The organism is Persicimonas caeni (assembly GCF_006517175.1).
In the GTDB taxonomy this organism is placed as follows: Bacteria; Myxococcota_A; Bradymonadia; order Bradymonadales; family Bradymonadaceae; genus Persicimonas; species Persicimonas caeni.
The window spans coordinates 374,596-394,166 of the sequence record NZ_CP041186.1 but is presented as its reverse complement, the minus strand read 5'-3'; the positions used below and the strand labels follow the sequence as shown (position 1 = coordinate 394,166).

Here is a 19,571-nt window from a genome sequence, read left to right as displayed (position 1 = left end):
GCCAGGCGCCAAGGCTCCTCAGAAGAACCGCGCGCCCACGGTAAACCCGGGCCAGATGCCCACGTACGGCTCGTCGCCCTCGCCGTCGGCGAGTTCCCAGCCGCCGAGGAGCGCCAGGTCGTCGACGCTGGTATTCTGGGTGTCACCGTCGAGGAGCACCGTGGCGGTGGGGCCGCCGAACAGGGCGAGGCCGTCGACCAGGTCGACCGAGACCATCGGGCGAAGCTTGATGAGGCTGTAGTTGTCGTCCCAGTCGAAGTCTTCGCCGCCGCCGGTGACCGAAGCTCCCATCAGGTCGATGGAGAACTCGGCGCGGCTGCCAATCTCGGCGCGCCAGCCAAAGCCCAGACCCATCGCCAGCGGCAAGCCTTCATCTGCGAAGGGGCGGGTGCCCACGTAATAGACGTTGTAGAACGAGCCGCTGCCGTGGCGGATCCCGCCCATCATCAGCCCGTCGTCCGAGCCGAGCGCTTCGGCTTGCACATAGCCGTCGGTGTAGATGCCGATGATGCCCACACCGGCGTCGGCCGACTTGGCGATATTGATGACGCCGATCTGGGCGCCGGCGACATGGCCGCCGGCGATGTTGATGGGCGCAATCTGCACGCCGTCGACGCCTTCCCCGGCCAAGTTGAACCCGCCGGCGAGCTGGGCGCCGTCGATCGTGCCGCCGGTGACGTTGAAGCCGCCGCCGGCCTGCACGCCGTCGACGTCCCCGCCGGTGACGTTGAAGCCGCCTGCGGCCTGCACGCCGTTGATGTCGCCGCCGGTGACGTTGAAGCCGCCGCCGGCCTGTACCCCATCGACACTTCCTCCGACGACGTTGAAGCCGCCGGCAAACTGCGCGGCGCGCACGTCGGCGCCGTCGATGTTGAACCCGCCGGCGAGCTGCGCTCCGCGCACCTCACCGGTGGCGATATTGAAGCCCGCGGCGATTTCGAACGAGTTGATACCCCCGCTCAAGCCGCCGCCCAGGTTCAACGACACGTTGCGTCGTCGGTCGGGCGCGGCGCTCGAGGTGCCCACGTAGGGGAGCAGGTCGAAGCCGATGGCGATGGGCTCTTCTTCGGTGGTCGTTTTCTCCTCTTGTTCGGCAGATTCTTCGGCAACTTCTTCGGCAGACTCTTCGGCGAATGCGCTCGATACGTTGAAGGTGAGGAGGGCGAGGATGGTGCAAATCAAAAGACGTTTCATTACGTACTCCGGGGTATATATGAGACTCGGTTTACCTGGATATTTGTGTGGGCGACATATCGCCGCCCGTTCGAAAGGTGAAACACCGCAGCCCCAGATAGGCGTCACTTTTATTTGGAAATGATGGTTGTCTGAAAAAAGCAACCCCCTAACGCCCGCAGTTCAGGGCGCCCCAAGTAGCAGGTGTTGCTGGTCTGCAAGGCCACCGCCATGGCCAACCCTCAGAAGAACCGCAACCCCGCCGTAAACCCGGGCCACAGCGCCACTCGATTGGCCGCATCGCTGTCGGTGAGCTCCCAAGCGACCGTGGGCGCCCAAGTCGTCGGGTCGCGGTCCGCGTCGCCGGTGGACAGCATCAGATTGGCCGTCGGGCCGCCGAAGACCGTCACCCCATCGAAAACCGCGTACGACAACGTGGGCCGGAGGCTCGCGAGGCTCCCTTGAGCCCTCCAATCGCCCCCTTCGCCGAGCACGTTGCCAAACGTCAGGTCGGTCGCGAACTCGAAGCGCTCGCCGAGTTGAGTGTGCCAGCCGAAGCCGAGCGCGTAGGCGAGCGGCCCGCCGCCGTCGACCAGCGCGCGGGTGCCGACGTAGTAGACGTTGTAGAACGGCCCGCCGCCGTGGCGGATGCCCGTGAACATGATGCCCTCGGAGTTGCCCACCGCTTCGGGCTGGACGAAGCCGTCCCAGTAGATCCCCAGTAGGCCTACGCCGGCGTCGGCGGTCGGCGCGATGTTGATGACGCCGAGTTGCAGCCCGTCGACGTGGCCCTCGGAGATGTTGAGCACGCCGAGTTGCAGCCCGTCGAGCTTGCGGGCGAAATTCGCCGGGGCGACTTGCACGCCGGCCACGTCGCCCGTCGCCAGGTTGAGTCCCCCGGCGAATTGCACGCCGGCGAAGTCGGGCACGACGTTGACGCCGCCGGCGAACTGCACGCCGCGGGTCGTGCCGCGGTTCAAGTTCAGACCACCGGCGACTTGCACGCCGTTGACTTCGTCGGTGTCCAAGTTCAACGCGCCGGCGATCTGTACGCCGCTGACCGGGCCGTTGTCGATGTTGAGCGCCGGGGCGAGCTCGAACCACTCGGTGCCGCCGCTCATGCCGCCGACGATATTGAACGAGATCTTGCGCGGTCGATCGGGGGCGACGGACGAGGTGCCCACGCCGGGAGCGAAGTCGATGCCGAAGAAGATGGGCTCGGGGCGCGCCGGTGAGACGTCGCCGCGAAGCACCGTCTCCTCGGTGCCGATCATCTCGAAGGCGTCGGCGCCGACGGTCGCCTTTTTGCCCTTCGTCAGGCTCACGTCGGCCGCGTAGGCTTTGCCGTGGGCGGCCAGTTGCACCTTGTAGGCGCCGCTGGCCAACCCCAACTCGAGCGCACGCCCGGCGTGCTTGGTAACCTCGGCGACCAATCGGTTGTCCCGAGTGCGCACCCACACGCGCCCGGTGAGCTTCTCGTCGATGACGAGCGTGGCGTTGGTCTTCTGAAGCTCGGTGAGCACGAGGTCGCCGTGGCCGGTCATCTGGATGTCGTAGGCCGCGTGCTGGGCGCCGCCGCGGGTGTTCTGGGTGCGCGCCAGGGTCTCGTCGAAGGCGTAGCGGTACGCCTCGTTGAGGGTGACGCGCCGGTCGCCGCTGGCGTCGGCCGCGCCGCGAAGCCCCGAGACCAAGAAGTGGGTGAAGAACGACGCGCCGATGGCGTCGGACTCCTGGGCGGCCTCGTCTTGAGAGCTCGACGTCAAAATGGCGTGGCCTTTGACCTCACTCGCCTGGTCGGTCAGGAAAGCGGGCGCGCGCTTGCCGCCTTTGGTGCGCGTGAGCGCTCCCGAGGAGCACGAGTCCAAGATGATCAGGCGCACGTCGGCCGGGATCTTGTCGAGCTTGCGGCGCAAGCTGCGGTAGCCGTAGCGGTTCTCACCCAGCAGTAGGCCGCGTTCGTCGGAGTGGCCCGAGTAGTAGAAGAGCAGCTCGGTGCGCCGTCCCTTGGCGTTTTGGGCGGCGATCTTCTTTTCGAGCTTGGCGATCGCGTCGGTGAGCTCGCTCGGCGACGGCTCGGCGACAAGCTCGGTGTTACCTTCGGGCACGCCGCCCATCTGCACGAGCACCTCGCCGAGCGCCTGGGCGTCGGTGGCCGCGTAGCGCAATTTGACGCGCTCCTTGCCGCCGTCGTTGGCTGCGACCAGCAGTACGTAGCGCTGGGTGGGTTCATCCCCGGCGGCGAGGGCCGGAGCGGCTCCACACACGAGGCCGCCACACACGAGGGCAAGTCGGACGAAGAGGTTCATAGTCAGGCAAGTAGACCGCGACATTATTGCTTCTCCACGGCGAAATCAGTGTGCTGGGTGCCTTCGGGCAGTTCGGGCAGCCCCGCGCGTGCTTTTCCGGAGGCGACGAGTGCGTCGAGCGCCCCGGTCACCCGGGCGACGTCGACGGGCTCGTTCGAGGTGACGAAGAAGAACCGCTCGAAGTCGGGCGCGTCGTCGAGCTCGTAGCTGTGGCCGAGGGCGACGACCCCGTCGTCGAGCTTCGTGCTGCCGTCTGCAGCCGCCGGGTAGTGCAGGGTGACCACGCCGCGGCCGTCGATGGAGGCGATGACGCCGTGGGCGGCGCCGGCGGCGTTGTACTCGAGCTGGAGCACGTCGCCTTCGCCGGCGGTCGCGCCGGCTCTCAGGCGCTCGGGCTCCTCGCCCGACTTGCGCCACACGATGAGCTTGGGCTCGGCGCCTTTGAGGCGCACCGTCTCACCGTTTCGGTCCGTGTACTGGTCGCCTGCGACGACCGGTCCCGTGTTCTGCTCTCCTGGCAGATTCAGCACGAAGAACGCCGCCACCGCCGCGGTCGCCAACACGCCCAGGCCCGCATACCAGCCGCCGCGGCTAGGCCGTCGCGCCTCGCGCTCCTTGGCCTTGCGTCGCTCGTCGAGGCGCGCGTCGATACGCGCAGCCATCATCTCGGCGGGATACTCCGCCAAGATCTCCTCATCGGAGGAGCGCAGCGCGGCCAGACGCTCGTCGAGGTCTTCGCCGCGCTCGGCCAGCTTGGCCTGCAACGCGCGTCGCTCCTCGTCGGTCGCCTCGCCCAGCGCCACGCGCTCGAGCAGCAGGTCGGGGCCTGCTCCGGCCTCTTTGTGGTCGTCGTCACTCATCGTCGATCTACCCTCGTAGCTCCAGTCCCTGACGCTCCAGCGATTGCCTCAACTGCCGCAGGCGCTTTCGCACCCCGGAGACCGACATGCCGACCTCGTCGGCGACCTCTTGATAGGTGCGGTCTTCGAGCCAATAGAGCGCGGCGATTTGGCGCGTCGATGCCTTCTCGCGCCGGAAGATCCGGTGCAGGAAGTTCCGCGCCTCGGTGCGCCCGCCGGCGTCGCCCAGTTGAGCGATCTCGTAGACCAGCTCGTTGGCGGCCACCTCCGGGCGCCGCGACGCCGCGCGGATGCGATTCAGACACACGTTCGTCGCCATGCGGTACAACAGGCTCGACGGAGCGTCGTCCGACAGGCGCTCTTCGTTCTCGAGCACCTTGACGAACGTCTCTTGCATCGCATCGAGCGCATCGTCCTCGTTGCGCAACAGCGCGCGGCAACGACGCAGGACCATCGGACCGTAGCGTTCGTAATAGTCTTTCGTGTCAATCGCCATCGGGAGTACTTCTTGGCTCTCTTCGCGGCTCTCACAAGGTCAAACACCGGAGGCCGGCAAAGGTGTTACTTTTTCTTCGAAGGAAGTGTGGGAGCGCTTCCAAGGGAGGGATTAAATACGTTAAGTTGCGCAGCAACGCACGTGACAATCTTGTGCGTTTCGTTCGTTTGCTCATTGGTTTAGCCGATCTCGGCTCGGCTCTTGATGCGCGCGGGCGTGTCCGCTTGAATGGAGTGGTTCGGAGTCCACTGTTGGAGCGAGTCTTCCGGAGGTTTGTCATGAGATCACGAACCTGGCGCATCATTTTGGGGATAGGTGTCGTGATCGCGACTGCCGTCGGGCCGTTCGGCTGCGCGACTACCGAGCCCGAGATGATTCCCGTCGAGCGCGTGGTGAACTACTCGGAGACCGCGGACTACAGCCCGATGGCCACCGGGGTGGGCTACGGCCCCCTCTTGCCGGCGACCGCCGCGGAGTGTCGCGAGTACCGCGAGACCCTGGAGAAATACGAGAAAGTCTACCTCGCCTCGGTCGGCGTCGGCGTTGTAAGTCTTGTCGTCGGCCTGCTCTCGGATGACGACGACGTCAAAGACGTCGCGGGCGTTGCCGCGGCCACCTCCACGCTCGCCCAGGCCGGCACCTCGACCGCTTACCAGGTTGTCGCCCAGGAAGCCCAAGAGCGCGGTTGTAATTTGAACTGAGAGAACCGAACAGAGAGCGTCGTGATCCAGGTCGGACAGCAGTTGGTCGGGGGGCGCTTCGAAGTCGTGCGCAAGATCGGCGAGGGCGGCATGGGGATGGTCTTCGAGGCCATCGACCGTCGCGGCGGCGCGCGCGTCGCCCTCAAGACGCTGCATCACCTCAGCGGGCGCAAGCTCTACCAGTTCAAGCAGGAGTTTCGGGCGCTCGAGCATATCCAGCACCCCAATCTGATCCACCTGCGCGAGCTACACAGCGAGGGGGAGTTGTGGTTCTTCACCATGGATCTCGTCGAGGGGGCGGACTTTCGACGTTATGTGCGCGGCAGCCGCGACAGCATCGACTTGTTGGACACCGGTCAACTCCTCACCACGCTCGACTCCGACGCGGCCGTCTTCGACACCGGCTCGCCGATCAACGTGGAGAGTCGCTGGCATGGGCCCGCCGACGGTTCCCTCGATGAAGCGCGGCTCCGCGACGTGCTCGCTCAACTCGTGCGCGGCCTCGACGCGCTCCACAAGGCTGGGCGGGTTCACCGCGACGTCAAGCCGTCGAACGTGCTCGTCACCGCCGAGGGGCGGGTGGTGGTGCTCGACTTCGGCTTGATCGCCGAGCTCGATGGGCTGCGCTTCCGACCCGCCGAGCAGGGTGGGTTCAGCGGCACCGTTCCGTACATGTCTCCGGAGCAGGCGCTCGAGAAGGAGCTGGGGCCGGCCTCCGATCTGTATGCCGTGGGCGTGATGCTCTACGAGGTGTTGTGCGGCGAGTTACCGTTCACCGGCCATCTGCTCCAGGTCATCCAGGCCAAGCATCGAGGAGTCTTCGAGTCCGCCGTGGAGGCGTCGTCGCAGACCCCGGAGTTGAGCCGTTTGTGCGACCGCCTGCTGTCGCCTCAACCCGAGGCGCGGCCGTCGGCTGACGAGATCTTGGGCATCCTTCTGGGCGCAGATGCGCCCGCGACAAGCGCCGCCGGACCGCCACGGCGCTCGGCGCTCTTCGTGGGGCGCGAGTCCGAGTTGGGCGTGCTCGAGCGGGCCTGGCAGGGTGTCTGCGAGGGGACTGCGGCCAATGTGATGGTCGTCGGCGAGGCCGGGGTGGGCAAGAGCGCGCTCGTCCGTCGCTTCGTCGACCTGCGCGAGGCATCCAACGACGACCTGTTGCTCCTGTACGGTCGCTGCTACGAGCGCGAGATGGTGCCCTACAAGGGCGTCGATCGCGTCGTCGACGATCTCAGCCACTTTTTGCAGCGCGTCGACGGGGTTGATGACTTGCTCACCGATGACGTGGCCGCCTTGGCGCGGCTCTTCCCGGTGCTCGAACAGGTCCACGAGGTGCGCGCGCTCCTCGAGTCGGCGCATCGCATTCGCAACCCGCGCGAGCTTCGCCGCCGCGGCTTTGCGGCGCTCAAGGGGCTGCTCGCACGCGTCGCCCGCCAGCGCCGGCTGATGGTCGTCATCGACGACTTGCAGTGGGCCGACGCCGACAGCTTGGCGCTGCTCGGCGAATTGATGTCGCCGCCCGACGCGCCGCCGATGTTGCTCTTGATGACGCGGCGTCCCAGCCGCACGCTCGACAAGTACGGCTTCGCCGACCACCTGCTCGAGCTTCGCCTCGAGAACTTGAGCGACGACGAGGTCGCCGAATTCGCCAGCTCGCTAGGCGTGGGCGAGGGCTCGGAGATCGACAAACTCGTGCGCGAGACCCAGGGCCACCCGCTCTTCGTCCACCAACTCGTCCAACACGGCGGCCGCGACGAAGTCAGCGGCGAGATCGCCCTCGAAAAAATGCTCCTCGAGCGCGTGCACACGGTCCCTGGTGCCGTGCGCGGGCTTATCGAGCTCGTCTCCCTGGCTGGTGTGCCGCTCGAAATCGACGTCTTGGCGCATGCGCTGGGCGTAGGCTTTGCCGACGGCCTCGAAGCTGCCCGTCACGCCCAGCTCGAGATGCTGCTGCGCCTCGAAAACCGCGCCGGCCAGTCGCTCGTCGAGGCCTATCACGACCGCATCCGCGAGGCGGTCGCCGCGCACCTCGACCCGGGCGCGCGCCCCTCGCTGCACAAAAGGTTGGCCGACGCCCTCGAGGCGACGGGGCAGGCCGCCGAGCGGCCCCACCTGATGGTGCGCCACCTGGACGGGGCCGGCGAGTCCCGCCGCGCCGCCGACTTTGCGGCCCAAGCCGCGCAGAGGGCCTCGCAGGCGATGGCCTTCGAGCGCGCCGCCGAGCTCTATCGCACCGCGCTCGACATCGCCGAGCACGCCCCCGCCGACGCGCGTCGCCTTCGCCTGGCGCTCGCCGACGCCCTGAGCAACGCCGGCCACGGCATCGAGGCCGCCGAGCTCTACCTCGACGCGCTCGACGACGTCCCGCCGGACCGTCGCCTCGAGCTTCGGCATCGGGCAGCCGCCGAGTTCATCACCAACGGTGACGTCGACCGGGGGCTGAAGCTCGTCGACGAGGTGCTCCAGAGCGTGGGCGTGGCTCCGCTGGGGAGCACGCTCACCACGATGGCGCGCATCGGGTTGAACCGCCTTCGTTTCTCGCTCTTCGGGCTGCGCCGCCGTCGCCACGAAGGACCCGACGCCGAGCCGATGCTGCGGCGCCTCGAGATCTTCTCGACGCTCGCCCGGCGCCTGGCACCGATCGATACGCTGCGCGGCTTCGACTTCCAGAACCGTGAGCTTCGCCTGGCGCTTCGCTACGGCGACGACCGTCAGTTGGCCTGCGCGCTGGCCACCGAGGCGAGTTATCGGTCGAGCGCATCGACTACGCGTGCAATCACGGAGGCCGAAGAGCTGTTGACTCGCGCGCGCCGCCTCGCTGAGGGGCTCGACGACCCCTGGGTCGACCACTATCTGGCAGTCCAGTGGGGCATCATCTGCTTCTTTGCCGATCGATTCTGCGCGGCCGTCGACGTGCTCGAGGAGGCGATTGGGTGGTTCGTCGAGGAGTCGGCGGGCGACCAGTATATCGTCAACTCGGCGCGGCTCTTCTTGATGTTCTCGTTTCGCCACCTGGGCGAGGTGCGCCGCGGCACACGCTACTTCGAGGAGATCACCCGAGACGCGCGCCGGCGCAACGACCGCCTCGTGCTGACGACGCTTGGCGCCTCGGCGCCGTCGTATTTTCTGTTCGTCGACGACCCGGGGCGTGCCCGCCACGAACTCGAGTCGGCGGCGTGGACGCCCTCAGCGGACACGGTGCACCTGCAGCACTGGTTCCACTTTGCCGCTCGTAGCAAGGTCGCCATCTACGAGGGGAGGGCAGAGGCGTTCTTGGCCGCCCACGAGGCAGAGATTCGCAAGTTTACCCGCAGCCCCATGCTGCGCGGCGCGCGCTCGACGCTCGGCTCGCACCTCTGGGAAGAGGGGCGGCTGGTCGCCGCGGCCGCCGACGAGGGACGCAGCCAGGGACCGTCTGTTCGCCGCCTGAGGCGGCTTGTGCGCAAGCTTCGCCGCGAGGACAGCCGGATGGTCCAACTGTGGGCCGGCATGCTCGAAGCTTGCGCCCACGCGGTGGCCGGCGAGGCGCGCGAGTGCATCGACACCCTCGAGATTCATATCGAGGCGGCCTCCGCGATTGACATGAAGCTGTGCGAGATCACCATGACCTCCCGGCTGGGCGAGCTGTTGTGTCACACCGGCGTCGACGAAGCGCGCGGCGCCGAGCTCGTCGAAGCGAGCCGGGCCTGGATGGAAGACCAGGGCATCGTCAGGCCGGCGCGGATCACCCAATTGTATATGCCGGGCTTCGCGCGCGTCCTGCACCGGGCAGAACTCGTATCGTTGTAGAGGATTGCAGGGGTGTTTCAGGTGGGACGTGCAGCCGGCGGGACGTTGTTCTCCGCCGGCTGCGGTGCTTCTTGCTGCTACATCGAGGTGAAGCCACCGTCGACGACGAACTGCGAGCCCGTGGAGTAAGTGCTCTCGTCACTGGCCAGGAACAGCGCCATGTTGGCGACCTCTTCGTTGCGGCCGTAGCGCTTCATGGGCACTTGCTGCTCGAAGCCCTCGTGGACGGCCTCGGGCGCCTCGGGGGAGGCCTGCTGCTCGATCGACTCCATCATGCGGTTGGCGATGGGGCCCGGGTTGATGGTGTTGACCCGGATATTCACACCGGCCAACTCCTGGGCGGCGGTCTTCATCAGGCCGACCACGGCGTGCTTGCTGGTCACGTAGGGGCCCAGGCCCGCCGAGCCGACGATGCCGGCGACCGACGAGGTGATGATGATGCTCCCGCCGCCGCGCTCGGCGATTTTGGGGGCGGCGTGCTTGATGCCGAGCCAGCACCCGTACACGTTGACCTTCTGGACGCGATCGAAGGCTTCGAAGTCGACCTGGGTCAGCGGGGCGAATTTGCCCTCGGTGCCCGCGTTGGCGAACAGCACATCCACCCCGCCGAACTGCTCGACGCAGGCGTCGACATACCCGGCGACCTGCTCGGGGTCACTCACGTCGGCCGCGAACGTCGCGACACGGTCGCCGGCGTCGAGGGACGCGGCGGTCTCGTCGAGTTTGTCCTGGTCGAGATCGACCAGCATCACTTTAGCTCCTTCCTGCAAAAACTTCTCGGCCGTCGCCGCGCCAATGCCGCCGGCGGCGCCGGTGATGATCGCAATCTTTTCGTCGAGTCGTGCCATCAAAAACTCCCTCAAGTCAATTTGGTGCTATGGGTCATCGAACTGCCCATTTCTAGAGCGCCCACAAGCTATACGCTTCTCGGCGGCCGACAACCCCTTGTCACAAGACTGTCACGAATTTCTCGCCATTATACGGCAAATACCGCCCGTTGCGGCAGAAACCGACGCGCTCGTGCCCATCTTTCGAGTGAGTTGTCGGCAGATTACGACCCACCTACGGAGTCACCGATGTCGCCATTGCCAACCGAAGAATCCGGTCGTCCCGCCGAATCCGTCTGGGATTACCCGCGCCCGCCACGCCTCGAGCAGAGTCGGCGCCGCATCACCGTCGAGTTTGGCGGCGAGGTCATCGCCGAGACCGACCGCGCCCTGCGGATCCTCGAGACGAGCCATCCGCCCACCTACTACATTCCGCCCGAAGACGTGCGCATGGAGTTCTTGGAGCGCTCCAAACGCTCCACATTTTGCGAGTGGAAAGGCCACGCCGCCTACTACCACGTCGACGTCGACGGCGAGCACGCCGAGAACGCCGCCTGGACCTACCCCTCGCCGGCCCCCGCCTTCGACGACCTGACCGACTACGTGGCGTTTTATCCGGGCAAGATGGACCGCTGCACCGTCGACGGCGAGGAGGTCGCCGCGCAGGAAGGTGGGTTTTACGGCGGGTGGATCACATCGGATATTGAGGGGCCGTTTAAGGGGGGGTGATGGGGGGCGGTCACGGTCGCGGGGGCGGCTCACCATCCCGCACATCTTAGTCGAAGCGCCGCATTGACGGTTGGGGCGCGGTCGTCTCGACCGCCGGGGTCCGTCTCGGGCCCCGCACGTGTTCGAGCAAGGCGTGCGCCTTGCAAAAGACACGCAAGCTGGGGCGGGCGAGGACGCCGCGCGCCCCGACTCGTTTGTGCGCCTCTGCCACGGTCACGGTGTCCGGCACCGGTCACGTTCACGGGGTCAATCGACCGTGGTAGCTGCGCTGTGTGGGCCTCGATGTGAGAAACGCCTGCTACATAAGCAATTAAGTAACTACACGAAGATTCTGCCGGTCATCTCGGCGGCTCTCGACGCCAATCACTGCGTCGCCATCCCTCGACGATGCCGCTGGCATCGCCTGCGGGCTGTCTCCTTGTGCTTGCCGCCGATTGCTCGCCGAGCTTTCCCGCACAATCTCCGTGCAGTTACTTAAGTGCAATCACATAATTTTTGGCAGAAACGGTGTCTAGATTCGGGTCTTGCTGGGGAATGAGCCCCACCTTGACCGGAGACGAAATCATGGGACGTCCTGCCAAACATATCCAGCTCGCAAAAGAGCAAATCAACGAGTTGCACGAGTTCTATCACCACGCCAAGGTCGCCAGGGAGCGAACGCGAGCCCAAATAGTGTTGCTCGCTGGCGAGCAAGGCCTGTCTGCCCCTGAAATTGCACGCCTCGTGAACATGAGCCAGCAGACCGTGGGTAGATGGATTGCTCGATATCTCGATGAAGGCATTGATGGGTTTGCAGATCGGCCTCGAACCGGTGCTCCATCGAAAGTAACTGAGGAGTTTGTCGAGCGGCTCATCGAGGTGGTGCGCCACCGCCCGCGTGCCCTGGACCAGTCTGTTTCGACCTGGACGCTCGAGCATCTTGCCGAGTTCATGGCCGAAGAGTTCGATATCGAGGTCAGTGGCGAGACCATTCGCCGGCATCTCGCCGACAATGGAATCGTTTTGCGCCGTCCACAGCACAAGATCACAAGCCCCGATCCGTTGTACCGCGTAAAAAAGCGCAGATTGAAGCCACCCGAGAAAACTTAGGCGACGACGAGGTGCTCTACTACGCAGACGAATTCAACATCAGCTGGCTGCCCACGCTTCGAGCCATGTGGTCGCCCGTCGGCCAACAGGTCATGATTCCGACGCCTGGCATCACCACCCGACGCTACGGACTCGGCGCGGTCAACTGGCAGACCGGCGACTGCATCGTTCTGGTGCGAAGGCGCAAACGACGCATCGAGGCATGTGAGCTGCTCGAAGCCTTACTTACCAAGCACCCCGACAAGACCGTTTACGTCGTCTGGGACAACGCTGCGATGCACTCAAAAAAGGAAATCGATCACGTCGTCGACCAGAGCAATGGTAGACTCAAGCTGCTGTATCTGCCGACCTACTCACCATGGCTCAATCCGATCGAGATGCTGTGGAGGCACTGGCGCCGGGAAGTGACTCACTGCGAACTGTTTGAAACCATCGACGCGCTTGTCGATGCCACCAATGACTTTTTCGATCGCTGTAATCGACTGCGCCATAAGGTGCTATCGATCATTGGCTCAAAGCACCAAGACTTCTGTGTTTGCACTTAAGGACATAGGGGCTGCGAGTCGCGAGGTGGTTCCGATTCGCAGGTCGGCAACCTGGAACCTCTCGCAACACGCAGCCCCTATGTCTTTAACGCCCGCAGTTCAGGGCGCCCTATGTAGCAGGCGTCGCTCGCTTGCAAGGCCACCAAACTCGAATGTCCCCACGCCTCCTCGATGATTCGGAGCGAGTGGGCATCGCTCGGGGGCAGGCGGCGGAGGCCGCCGGGGGCATCGCCGCGAGTCGGCAATGCCTACAGATCGAAACCTCCCAGCAGTCGTCCATGTACGGCGGGCCAGAGGCACCGCCGGCGGTCGAGACGACCGCGCCCCGGCCAAGCCGCGCGCCCCGACCGGGTTGTGCGCTTTCGCCATTTGTGTTGGATGGTGAGCCGCGACCGGCTCCGCGACCGCGACCGCAACCGGCTCCGTCTCACGACCCCACACATCTTAGTTGATGCGCCGCATTGACGGTCGGGGCGCGGCCGTCTCGAGGCTGTCGCAAAGGGTCGCCGTCGTTTGGAGGCAGCGCTTCCAGCGCTGGTTGCAGCAGCGTGCGGCCTTGCTCCCAGGGCAAGATGCCCTGCCTCCAAAGGCTTTTGCGACGGCCTCGTCTCGGCCGCCGGGGTCCGTCTCGGGCCCCGCACGTGGTCGAGGTGAGCACCTCGACCACCCGGGCGGTTCGATTCCATGTTCCTCCACGCCCTCAACAAAAGGTCCAAACGACCAAAAAACGGGCCGGAGCTTCATTCCAAATATTCGATGGACCAAAGAGTTCCGCCGGAGTTCGACGCCAAACGTCCAATGGACACAAAAGCCGAACCTCGAGTTGCACGCCAAACGCCCAATGAACATCACAGCCGAGCTACGAGTTGTAGATCCAACGTTTCGTAGCCCAAAAAATGAGCCTCGAGGCTCGGCTTGAAGGCCCATCGGCTCCAAATTTGAGGGTCGAATCGCGAGATGATCTGTTCATCGAACCTTTCAGACGGACCTTTGCGGCGTTTGTCGAGTTCCCGGAACGTCGCGCCTCGTATTTTGCGCGACTTGTTGGGAGCCGCGAACCTTGCAGTCACGACTCCGGCCCCACCTCTTTGGTTCGTGGCGCCCGAATTCTGGCGCTCCGTTGCGGGTGACCGGTTGCGGCATTGTGGGTATATTCGCTGCCATGACGACGCCGACCTCCAACCCGCGCTACCAACCGTTTTACTGCGAGGAGAATATCTATCAGCTGTGCGCCGACGGCGGCTTCGCCGACGGGGACGCCTCGGTGGTGTTCATCTCGAACGCCGGCCGGACGTGCGCGTTGTGGGCGCAGCGGGCCGCGAGAGAGCAGGGCGCGCCGGTGGTCTGGGACTATCACGTGGTGCTGGTCGACGCCTCCGGCCCGCAGGCGATGGTGTGGGACCTCGACACGCTCGTCGGCGCGCCGGTGCCGTTCGCCGTCTGGTGGCAGGCGACCTTTCCGTTCGGCGCGACCGTGCCCGAGCCGTTCCAGCCGCAGTTTCGGGTAGTGCCCGCGGGGGTCTTTCTGCAGACGTTCTCGTCGGACCGCTCACATATGCGCGACGCTCAGGGCCACTGGCAGGCGCCGCCGCCCGAGTGGGCGCCCATCTTTCGGCCCGACGAGGGGATGAACCTCGACCGGTTCATCGACATGGACTCCGACTTTGTCGGCGAGGTGCTCGACGCGGCGGCGATGCGGCGTCGGTTTGGGAGCCAAGAGTGACTAATACTACCTGTTCACTTTCGATGAACCCACTCTGGAGCGGCCCAGTGCCACGATCGCTTCGGCGTCATTCTTCCATGATGCGCACCGGCATCACTGTCAGAATGCCTTCTCGCGCTCGTGGCCCCGGCCTCGCTAAGATGTGGGCCACGAAAGTGAACAGGTAGTACTAACTGGGAGTATTATGACCCGTAAACCGACAGTCTCCATCATCGGCGACGGCACGTTGCCCGTCGACTCTCCGAAGGCAAAGCTCGCCGAAGACCTGGGCCGCGCGCTCGTCGACGCCGGCTATCGCATCGTGTGCGGCGGCAAGGGCGGCATCATGGAGGCCGCCGGGCGCGGCGCGCGCAGTAGCGCGGCGTACGAGGCGGGCGACATGGTCGGCATCTTGCCGACGACCGACGCCGCGGTGGCCAACGAGTTTGTCGACGTGGTCATCCCCACGCCGCTCGGGCATATGCGCAACGCGCTCGTCGCCCAATCGGACGCGGTCATCGCCATCGGCGGCGGGGCGGGCACGCTGTGTGAGATCGCGTTTGCCTGGATCTACGACCGGCGCATCATCGCCTTTCGCACCGACGGGTGGAGCGGTGAGATGGCCGACCGCAAGGTCGACCGGCGCGAGCGGTTTCCCGGCGAGGAAGACCGAGTCTTTGGCGTCGACTCGGTCGACGAGGCGATGGCGTTGTTGCAGGAGTGGTTCTAGGTACGAAAATTAATTTGGTCGCGAATGACGGCTGAGTTTTGGTCCATTTTTGCCCGTAAAGCCTCGACTTAGCGCTGCTAAGCCTACGTTTTACGGACAAAAATGGCCTCAAAATCAGCTCGCCCTCGCTCGGGCATATATTTTCATACAGGCCCTAAGGCGTGTCGAGCTTCCGACCACGCCACAAAAAGTACACCCCGAGCCAGATGAGGAGCACCAGGGCGAGCGAGATCAGGTGCCAGCGCCACAGCCATCCGTCGCTCATGAGCGGCTCGAATTCCATGTCCTGCGGGACCTGGGAGACCCACGGCTGCGCGGTCTTCGACCAGACCACGAAGGCCTCGCCGACGGGCAGCAGCCCGAAGGTGTAGCGCTTCTTACCGTCCCAAGTGTGCGGAGTGCCGACGAGTTCGAGGCCGCGCAGGAGCGGCTCGGCGAGCGCGCGGTCGCCGAAGCTGAGCGCGGTGCCCATGCCGACGACCGTGGCCGGGCCGGAGTAGCCCAGCAAGATCGGGCCCGAGTCGACGTCTGCGGGGCCGTCGCGGCCCTTTCGGTACTCGCGTACGCCGGGCACCATGCCGGCGCGGACGTCGGCGAACCTCTGGCGAAACACGGCGTAATGCTCTCGGGCGAGCTCGGGGTCGATGTCGATGAGGAAGCGAAGCATGAGCGCTTGGCTGCTGCCTCGGGCGTAGACCGTCGGCTCACCGGTGTCGGGGTGGCTTCGGTGGGCGATGAGGCCGGTCTTCGAGTCCATGCGCGTGTCGGCTTTGGCAAGCCACGCGTCGATCACGTCGGTGTAGCGGGGCTCGAAGAGGTGGTCGTGCAGGCGAAGCGCCGACACGGCGACGACCGTGTCGGCCGGCCAAGTCCCGCCGCGGTAGGACTCGAGAAAGGGCGTGTCGCTCGCGCGCAGTGCGTCGGCGATGAGGTCGCATCGTCGCTCGAACTCCTCGACCTCGCCTGCGGAGGCCGGCTCGTCGATCACGAGCACCCCGCCGCGAAGCCGGGCGAGCCAACCGTTGTAGAAGGCGCCCCATCGAAGCAGCGTATGGTCGACGAACGGGGCCTTTCCCTGCCCCGAGTCGATGGCGTCGACGGCTCGTCGCGCCTCGGCGACGGCCCGCGCGCGCAGTTCGCTGTGCGGCGGCTCGTTCATGCCGACTTGCACCCAGGCGAGCCCGTAGAGCGCCCAGGTGAAGACGTAGCCCTCCGGAAAAATCTCCTGCATCGACTCGGCGGCGCCCTCGTCGAGGGCGTCGTCGAGCGCGTCGAGCTGGGCGAGCACGTCGGGGCCTGTGTGGCCCGGGCGATAGGCCTCGACGTCGACGGCGCGCAGCCGGTAGTTCCCCAAAAAGATGACGAAGGTGAGGAGGGCGGCCAGGCCGATCTGGAGCTTGGTTCGGAGCATGGTGGTTAGAATGGTGTGCGCTGCGGCGAGTATTCCTCGGGCGACCTGTCTGGCGACGCGCTATTCGGCGGCTGCCAGTTCACCGGTACCGGCGCCGGTGCCCGCGTCGCTTCCGTGCACGCCGAAGACGATGCCGAACGCGCGCACCGACAGCGCGGCGGCGAAGCCGGCGGCCATGACGAGCGTCTGGTCGAGGCCCGTCCAGTCGAGGCCGACGTAGACCACCGCGCCCACCAGGGCGGCGGTGGCGTAGATCTCGCGGCGCAGGATCAGCGGGACGTCGTCGCACAGCACGTCGCGCACGATGCCGCCGAAGGTGGCGGTCATCACGCCCATCGCCACGGCGATGACCGGTGAGACCTGCTGGGCGAGGGCGGCCTGGGTGCCGAGCACGGCGAAGGTGGCCAGGCCGACGGCGTCGGCCCACACCAGCGCGCGGCGCAACGAGGAGATGTGACTGGTCGCAAAATAGGTCGCCACCGAGGCGACCACGCACACGATGATATAGCTGGGGTCCTCGACCCAGAATACCGGGCGCACGCCCAGCACAAGGTCGCGCAGCGTGCCGCCGCCCACGCCGGTGACCGTGCCCACCAGGGCGAAGCCCACCGGGTCCATGCGCCTGCGGCCACCGACCAGGGCACCACTGATGGCGAAGATGACGATGCCGAAATAGTCGAACAGGGTAATCAGCCAGTCCACGTGCACTCCTTGCGAAAAGACGACCCGACGCGCCCGTAACACTAGGTCAAAGCCGGAGGCAAGCACCTCACAATCGCTCACAAAATGCACGCACAAAAAAGCCCCGACCGCAGGGGCCGGGGCTTTCTTTCGAGACGCGCCCACGAGGGGCGCGAATCTATCTATGGCGTCGAACGCCGAAATCCGCTCATAGCTGAATCACGTTGGCGGCTTTCGGGCCTTTGGGGCCTTGCTCGACTTCGAACTCGACTGCCGCATCTTCGGCGATCGTTTTGAATCCGCTCTGGTTCAGGGCGCTGTAGTGAAGAAAGACGTCTTCACCGCCGTCGTCACGCTCGATGAAGCCGTAACCTTTGTCCTCGTTGAACCACTTCACTCGACCTTGAATCTTGTTCGACATTCTGTCCTCTTGTTCTCATCCTGCAATCAAATAATTGGCCTCACCCCATGCAACTCAGCACTTTGGCTTGGCCATACAAAGTGCTCTTGGATTTTCCGTGAGCGCCCTCTTTTTACCAGTCGATATTGACGAGGTCAAATGAGGTCCGCGCCGCCGGGACCCGCCCAGCGTGCCATTCGTGTGACATTTTCGGTCGAACAGACTCGCCGGCCCGGCCGGTCTAAGGGGCCATCTATTCGAAAACCGGCTGCGAGGCCCACTCGCTGGGCCAGGGCTCGCCGCGGTTGCCCTCGATGGGCTGGCCGTCGTCGCTGGCCACGAAATTGTCGACATCGTGGAAGGCGCGCTCGCGGCTGATCTTATTGCCTCCGAATTGGTCACCTCCGGATGGGTCACCTCCGGCTTGGTCACCTCGCTTGCGAAACGGCACGAGGCGGTCGCCGCGTTTGATGGCGACGACTTCGTGCGGGCCCGGACGCAGGTCGACCAGCGCGCCCTTGCGATTGGCGTTCAACAGTTGCTCCTCGTTGCCGATGGGGTCGGCGACCGTTTTGGCCTTGAGCGTCCACACCAGAAGCGAAGTGGGGTCGCGGTCGGGAAACTCTCCGCACAACAGGTCGTCGTGGCCGAAGAACTCCTTGCCGATATCGTTCTGGTTGACCGGCCCGGCCATCAAGCAGATGCCGGCGAGCAGGTCGCAGCCCTCGGGGATGTCGATGCAGCCCATGAGCTCGGCGACGAGCGCGCTTCGAGCCGCGGCGGCGCCGGTGGCGCGCACGGCGACGTTCCAGTCGAGGCCGGCCGCGGCGACTTCGCTGCGGTCGAGTCCGCCCACGTAGATGCGCTGGCCGGCCAGGGCGAAGGCCTTGCGGCCGCGCGCGGCGTTTCGGCTCAGCGCTTTGCCGGTCAGCAAATCGGCCCAGGTGGGGATGCCGTCGATGACCTCCTCGGTGACCTGTCCCAGCGCGTCGCGCACCTCGCGCAGTCGCCGCTTGCCGTTGGGCGTGAGCACGTCAATGCGCTCCAACAGGAGCAAGTCCTTGCTGTGCTCGCGGTCGCAGTCGGTCCAGTGCACGAACGCGTTGTAGGCGGCGCGGCCGGCCATGACGGTCAATTCGTCGGGGACGTCCATCTCCTGGCGCTGTTGATACGCCTCGGGTGCGCTCTCCTCGGCGTTGACGCCGGGTTGGATGCGCTCGCTTCGAAACGCGAGCATGTTGGCGCCGATTTTGCGGTACAGGTCGGGAGCGATGGACGGGCGCTCCTCGTCGGGCACCGTTCCCACCTGGCCCACAAGCGCCACGCGCCACCCTTTGGCGCGGTCGGCCATCGTCAGCCCGGCCAGTTTTTCAATCTGGCGGATGACCCGCGTGTTTTGCCCGGCGTTGTCACCGGCGAAAGGGGCCGAGAAGACCTGCGCCTTGCGCTTGCCCGCCGAGGCGATGGGCGCGGCGCGCTCCATGGCGTCGGCCAAGATGCCGATATGCAACTGCTGCAGGTAGCCGATGGTCGGGATGTCGTCGATATGCTTGAAGCGCTTGTCGAGCGCGCGTTTGAGCACCGTCAGCGGGCTGATGAACGGCAGGTGGCCCACAAAGGTCAACAACAGCGTGAACGCGGTGCGATACGGGCGCGACAACACCACGTGGGTGTACTCGGCGCCGTCGAGTGGGGCAGCCTCGCAGCCGCGGAGCCGGTGTAGCAAGACGTTCATCTTGCGCGAATCCTCCGGGCCGAGCGTGATCTGCTTGTGGCCGCGGTAGTTCGTCGACTGGCGGGAGGTGACCACGCCGAGGGCGGTCTCTTCGAACATCTCCCCGTCGGTCACCGGTGCTTCGGGCTCGATAAACTGGGTCGGCCGCGCCAGCGACAACAGCTCGACGACCTGGTCGGCCTCTTCTTGGCTAAAGCAGACCCGCTCGCGATAACCCACTGGTGAGCTCGATTCGAGCGCGCGGGGCATGTGGTAGCGCGTCTTCTTTTCGCTTTCGTCGGCAAAGCGCAGGGGACGTGCCGCGCGCTGATCTTCAGGCGGCGGCTCGATGGGGACGACGTTGACTCTCTTTTGCTCGGACATCGTTCGGACTCGCACTGCGAAAGAGTGGACTTGTTAG

General features: G+C 65.5%; 16 protein-coding genes. 7 read left to right on the top strand and 9 right to left on the bottom strand.

Annotated features, from left to right (window positions below):
- Positions 1-18: 18 nt before the first annotated feature.
- The 4 genes from FIV42_RS01590 to FIV42_RS01575 form a co-directional block, all read right to left on the bottom strand.
- Positions 19-1,194, bottom strand: a complete 1,176-nt coding sequence (locus tag FIV42_RS01590) for an LA_2272 family surface repeat-containing protein (protein ID WP_141195973.1) — start codon at positions 1,192-1,194, stop codon at positions 19-21.
- Between the two features lie 221 nt (positions 1,195-1,415).
- Positions 1,416-3,503: a caspase family protein gene (locus tag FIV42_RS01585; RefSeq protein WP_141195972.1), complete on the bottom strand. Its 2,088-nt coding sequence runs from the start codon at positions 3,501-3,503 to the stop codon at positions 1,416-1,418.
- Positions 3,503-4,339 (bottom strand): hypothetical protein, encoded by an 837-nt coding sequence (locus tag FIV42_RS01580; RefSeq protein WP_141195971.1) that lies wholly within the window; start codon positions 4,337-4,339, stop codon positions 3,503-3,505. Before FIV42_RS01580 ends, FIV42_RS01585 begins: the two co-directional genes overlap by 1 nt.
- A 7-nt stretch (positions 4,340-4,346) precedes the next feature.
- Complete coding sequence (locus FIV42_RS01575; RefSeq protein WP_141195970.1) at positions 4,347-4,835, bottom strand: RNA polymerase sigma factor; 489 nt, start codon at positions 4,833-4,835, stop codon at positions 4,347-4,349.
- Between the two features lie 278 nt (positions 4,836-5,113).
- Here FIV42_RS01575 and FIV42_RS01570 point away from each other — a divergent pair, with 278 nt between their 5' ends.
- Both FIV42_RS01570 and FIV42_RS01565 read left to right on the top strand, forming a co-directional pair.
- Positions 5,114-5,536 (top strand): hypothetical protein, encoded by a 423-nt coding sequence (locus FIV42_RS01570; RefSeq protein WP_141195969.1) that lies wholly within the window; start codon positions 5,114-5,116, stop codon positions 5,534-5,536.
- A 21-nt stretch (positions 5,537-5,557) separates the two neighbouring features.
- The gene (locus FIV42_RS01565; protein ID WP_141195968.1) at positions 5,558-9,322 is read left to right on the top strand and encodes a serine/threonine-protein kinase; all 3,765 of its coding nucleotides are present in this window, start codon (positions 5,558-5,560) and stop codon (positions 9,320-9,322) included.
- 77 nt (positions 9,323-9,399) lie between these two features.
- Here the strand turns inward: FIV42_RS01565 and FIV42_RS01560 are convergent, their stop codons facing one another.
- A complete protein-coding gene (locus tag FIV42_RS01560) occupies positions 9,400-10,170 on the bottom strand; it encodes an SDR family NAD(P)-dependent oxidoreductase (RefSeq protein WP_141195967.1) in 771 nt (256 codons plus the stop codon).
- Positions 10,171-10,398: 228 nt separating this feature from the next.
- On the opposite strand from FIV42_RS01560, the gene FIV42_RS01555 reads away from it, so the two are divergent.
- From FIV42_RS01555 to FIV42_RS01535, 5 genes are all read left to right on the top strand, one after another.
- Positions 10,399-10,878: a DUF427 domain-containing protein gene (locus tag FIV42_RS01555; RefSeq protein ID WP_141195966.1), complete on the top strand. Its 480-nt coding sequence runs from the start codon at positions 10,399-10,401 to the stop codon at positions 10,876-10,878.
- Between the two features lie 564 nt (positions 10,879-11,442).
- On the top strand, positions 11,443-11,967 hold the full coding sequence (locus FIV42_RS01550) for a helix-turn-helix domain-containing protein (RefSeq protein ID WP_168210306.1): 525 nt from the start codon (positions 11,443-11,445) through the stop codon (positions 11,965-11,967).
- Between the two features lie 11 nt (positions 11,968-11,978).
- On the top strand, positions 11,979-12,512 hold the full coding sequence (locus tag FIV42_RS01545; RefSeq protein WP_246099065.1) for an IS630 family transposase: 534 nt from the start codon (positions 11,979-11,981) through the stop codon (positions 12,510-12,512).
- Positions 12,513-13,674: 1,162 nt separating this feature from the next.
- Positions 13,675-14,235: a protein N-terminal glutamine amidohydrolase gene (locus FIV42_RS01540; RefSeq protein ID WP_141195964.1), complete on the top strand. Its 561-nt coding sequence runs from the start codon at positions 13,675-13,677 to the stop codon at positions 14,233-14,235.
- Positions 14,236-14,419: 184 nt separating this feature from the next.
- On the top strand, positions 14,420-14,944 hold the full coding sequence (locus FIV42_RS01535; RefSeq protein WP_141195963.1) for an SLOG cluster 4 domain-containing protein: 525 nt from the start codon (positions 14,420-14,422) through the stop codon (positions 14,942-14,944).
- A 154-nt stretch (positions 14,945-15,098) separates the two neighbouring features.
- On the opposite strand, the gene FIV42_RS01530 is transcribed toward FIV42_RS01535, so the two are convergent.
- The 4 genes from FIV42_RS01530 to FIV42_RS01515 form a co-directional block, all read right to left on the bottom strand.
- Entirely contained in the window at positions 15,099-16,355 is a 1,257-nt protein-coding gene (locus FIV42_RS01530; RefSeq protein ID WP_141195962.1) for a hypothetical protein, read from the bottom strand.
- A gap of 60 nt (positions 16,356-16,415) precedes the next feature.
- A complete protein-coding gene (locus FIV42_RS01525; protein WP_222615354.1) occupies positions 16,416-17,057 on the bottom strand; it encodes a trimeric intracellular cation channel family protein in 642 nt (213 codons plus the stop codon).
- Between the two features lie 187 nt (positions 17,058-17,244).
- Complete coding sequence (locus FIV42_RS01520; protein ID WP_141195960.1) at positions 17,245-17,457, bottom strand: cold-shock protein; 213 nt, start codon at positions 17,455-17,457, stop codon at positions 17,245-17,247.
- Between the two features lie 232 nt (positions 17,458-17,689).
- Positions 17,690-19,534, bottom strand: a complete 1,845-nt coding sequence (locus FIV42_RS01515; RefSeq protein WP_141195959.1) for a hypothetical protein — start codon at positions 19,532-19,534, stop codon at positions 17,690-17,692.
- Between the last annotated feature and the right edge of the window lie 37 nt (positions 19,535-19,571).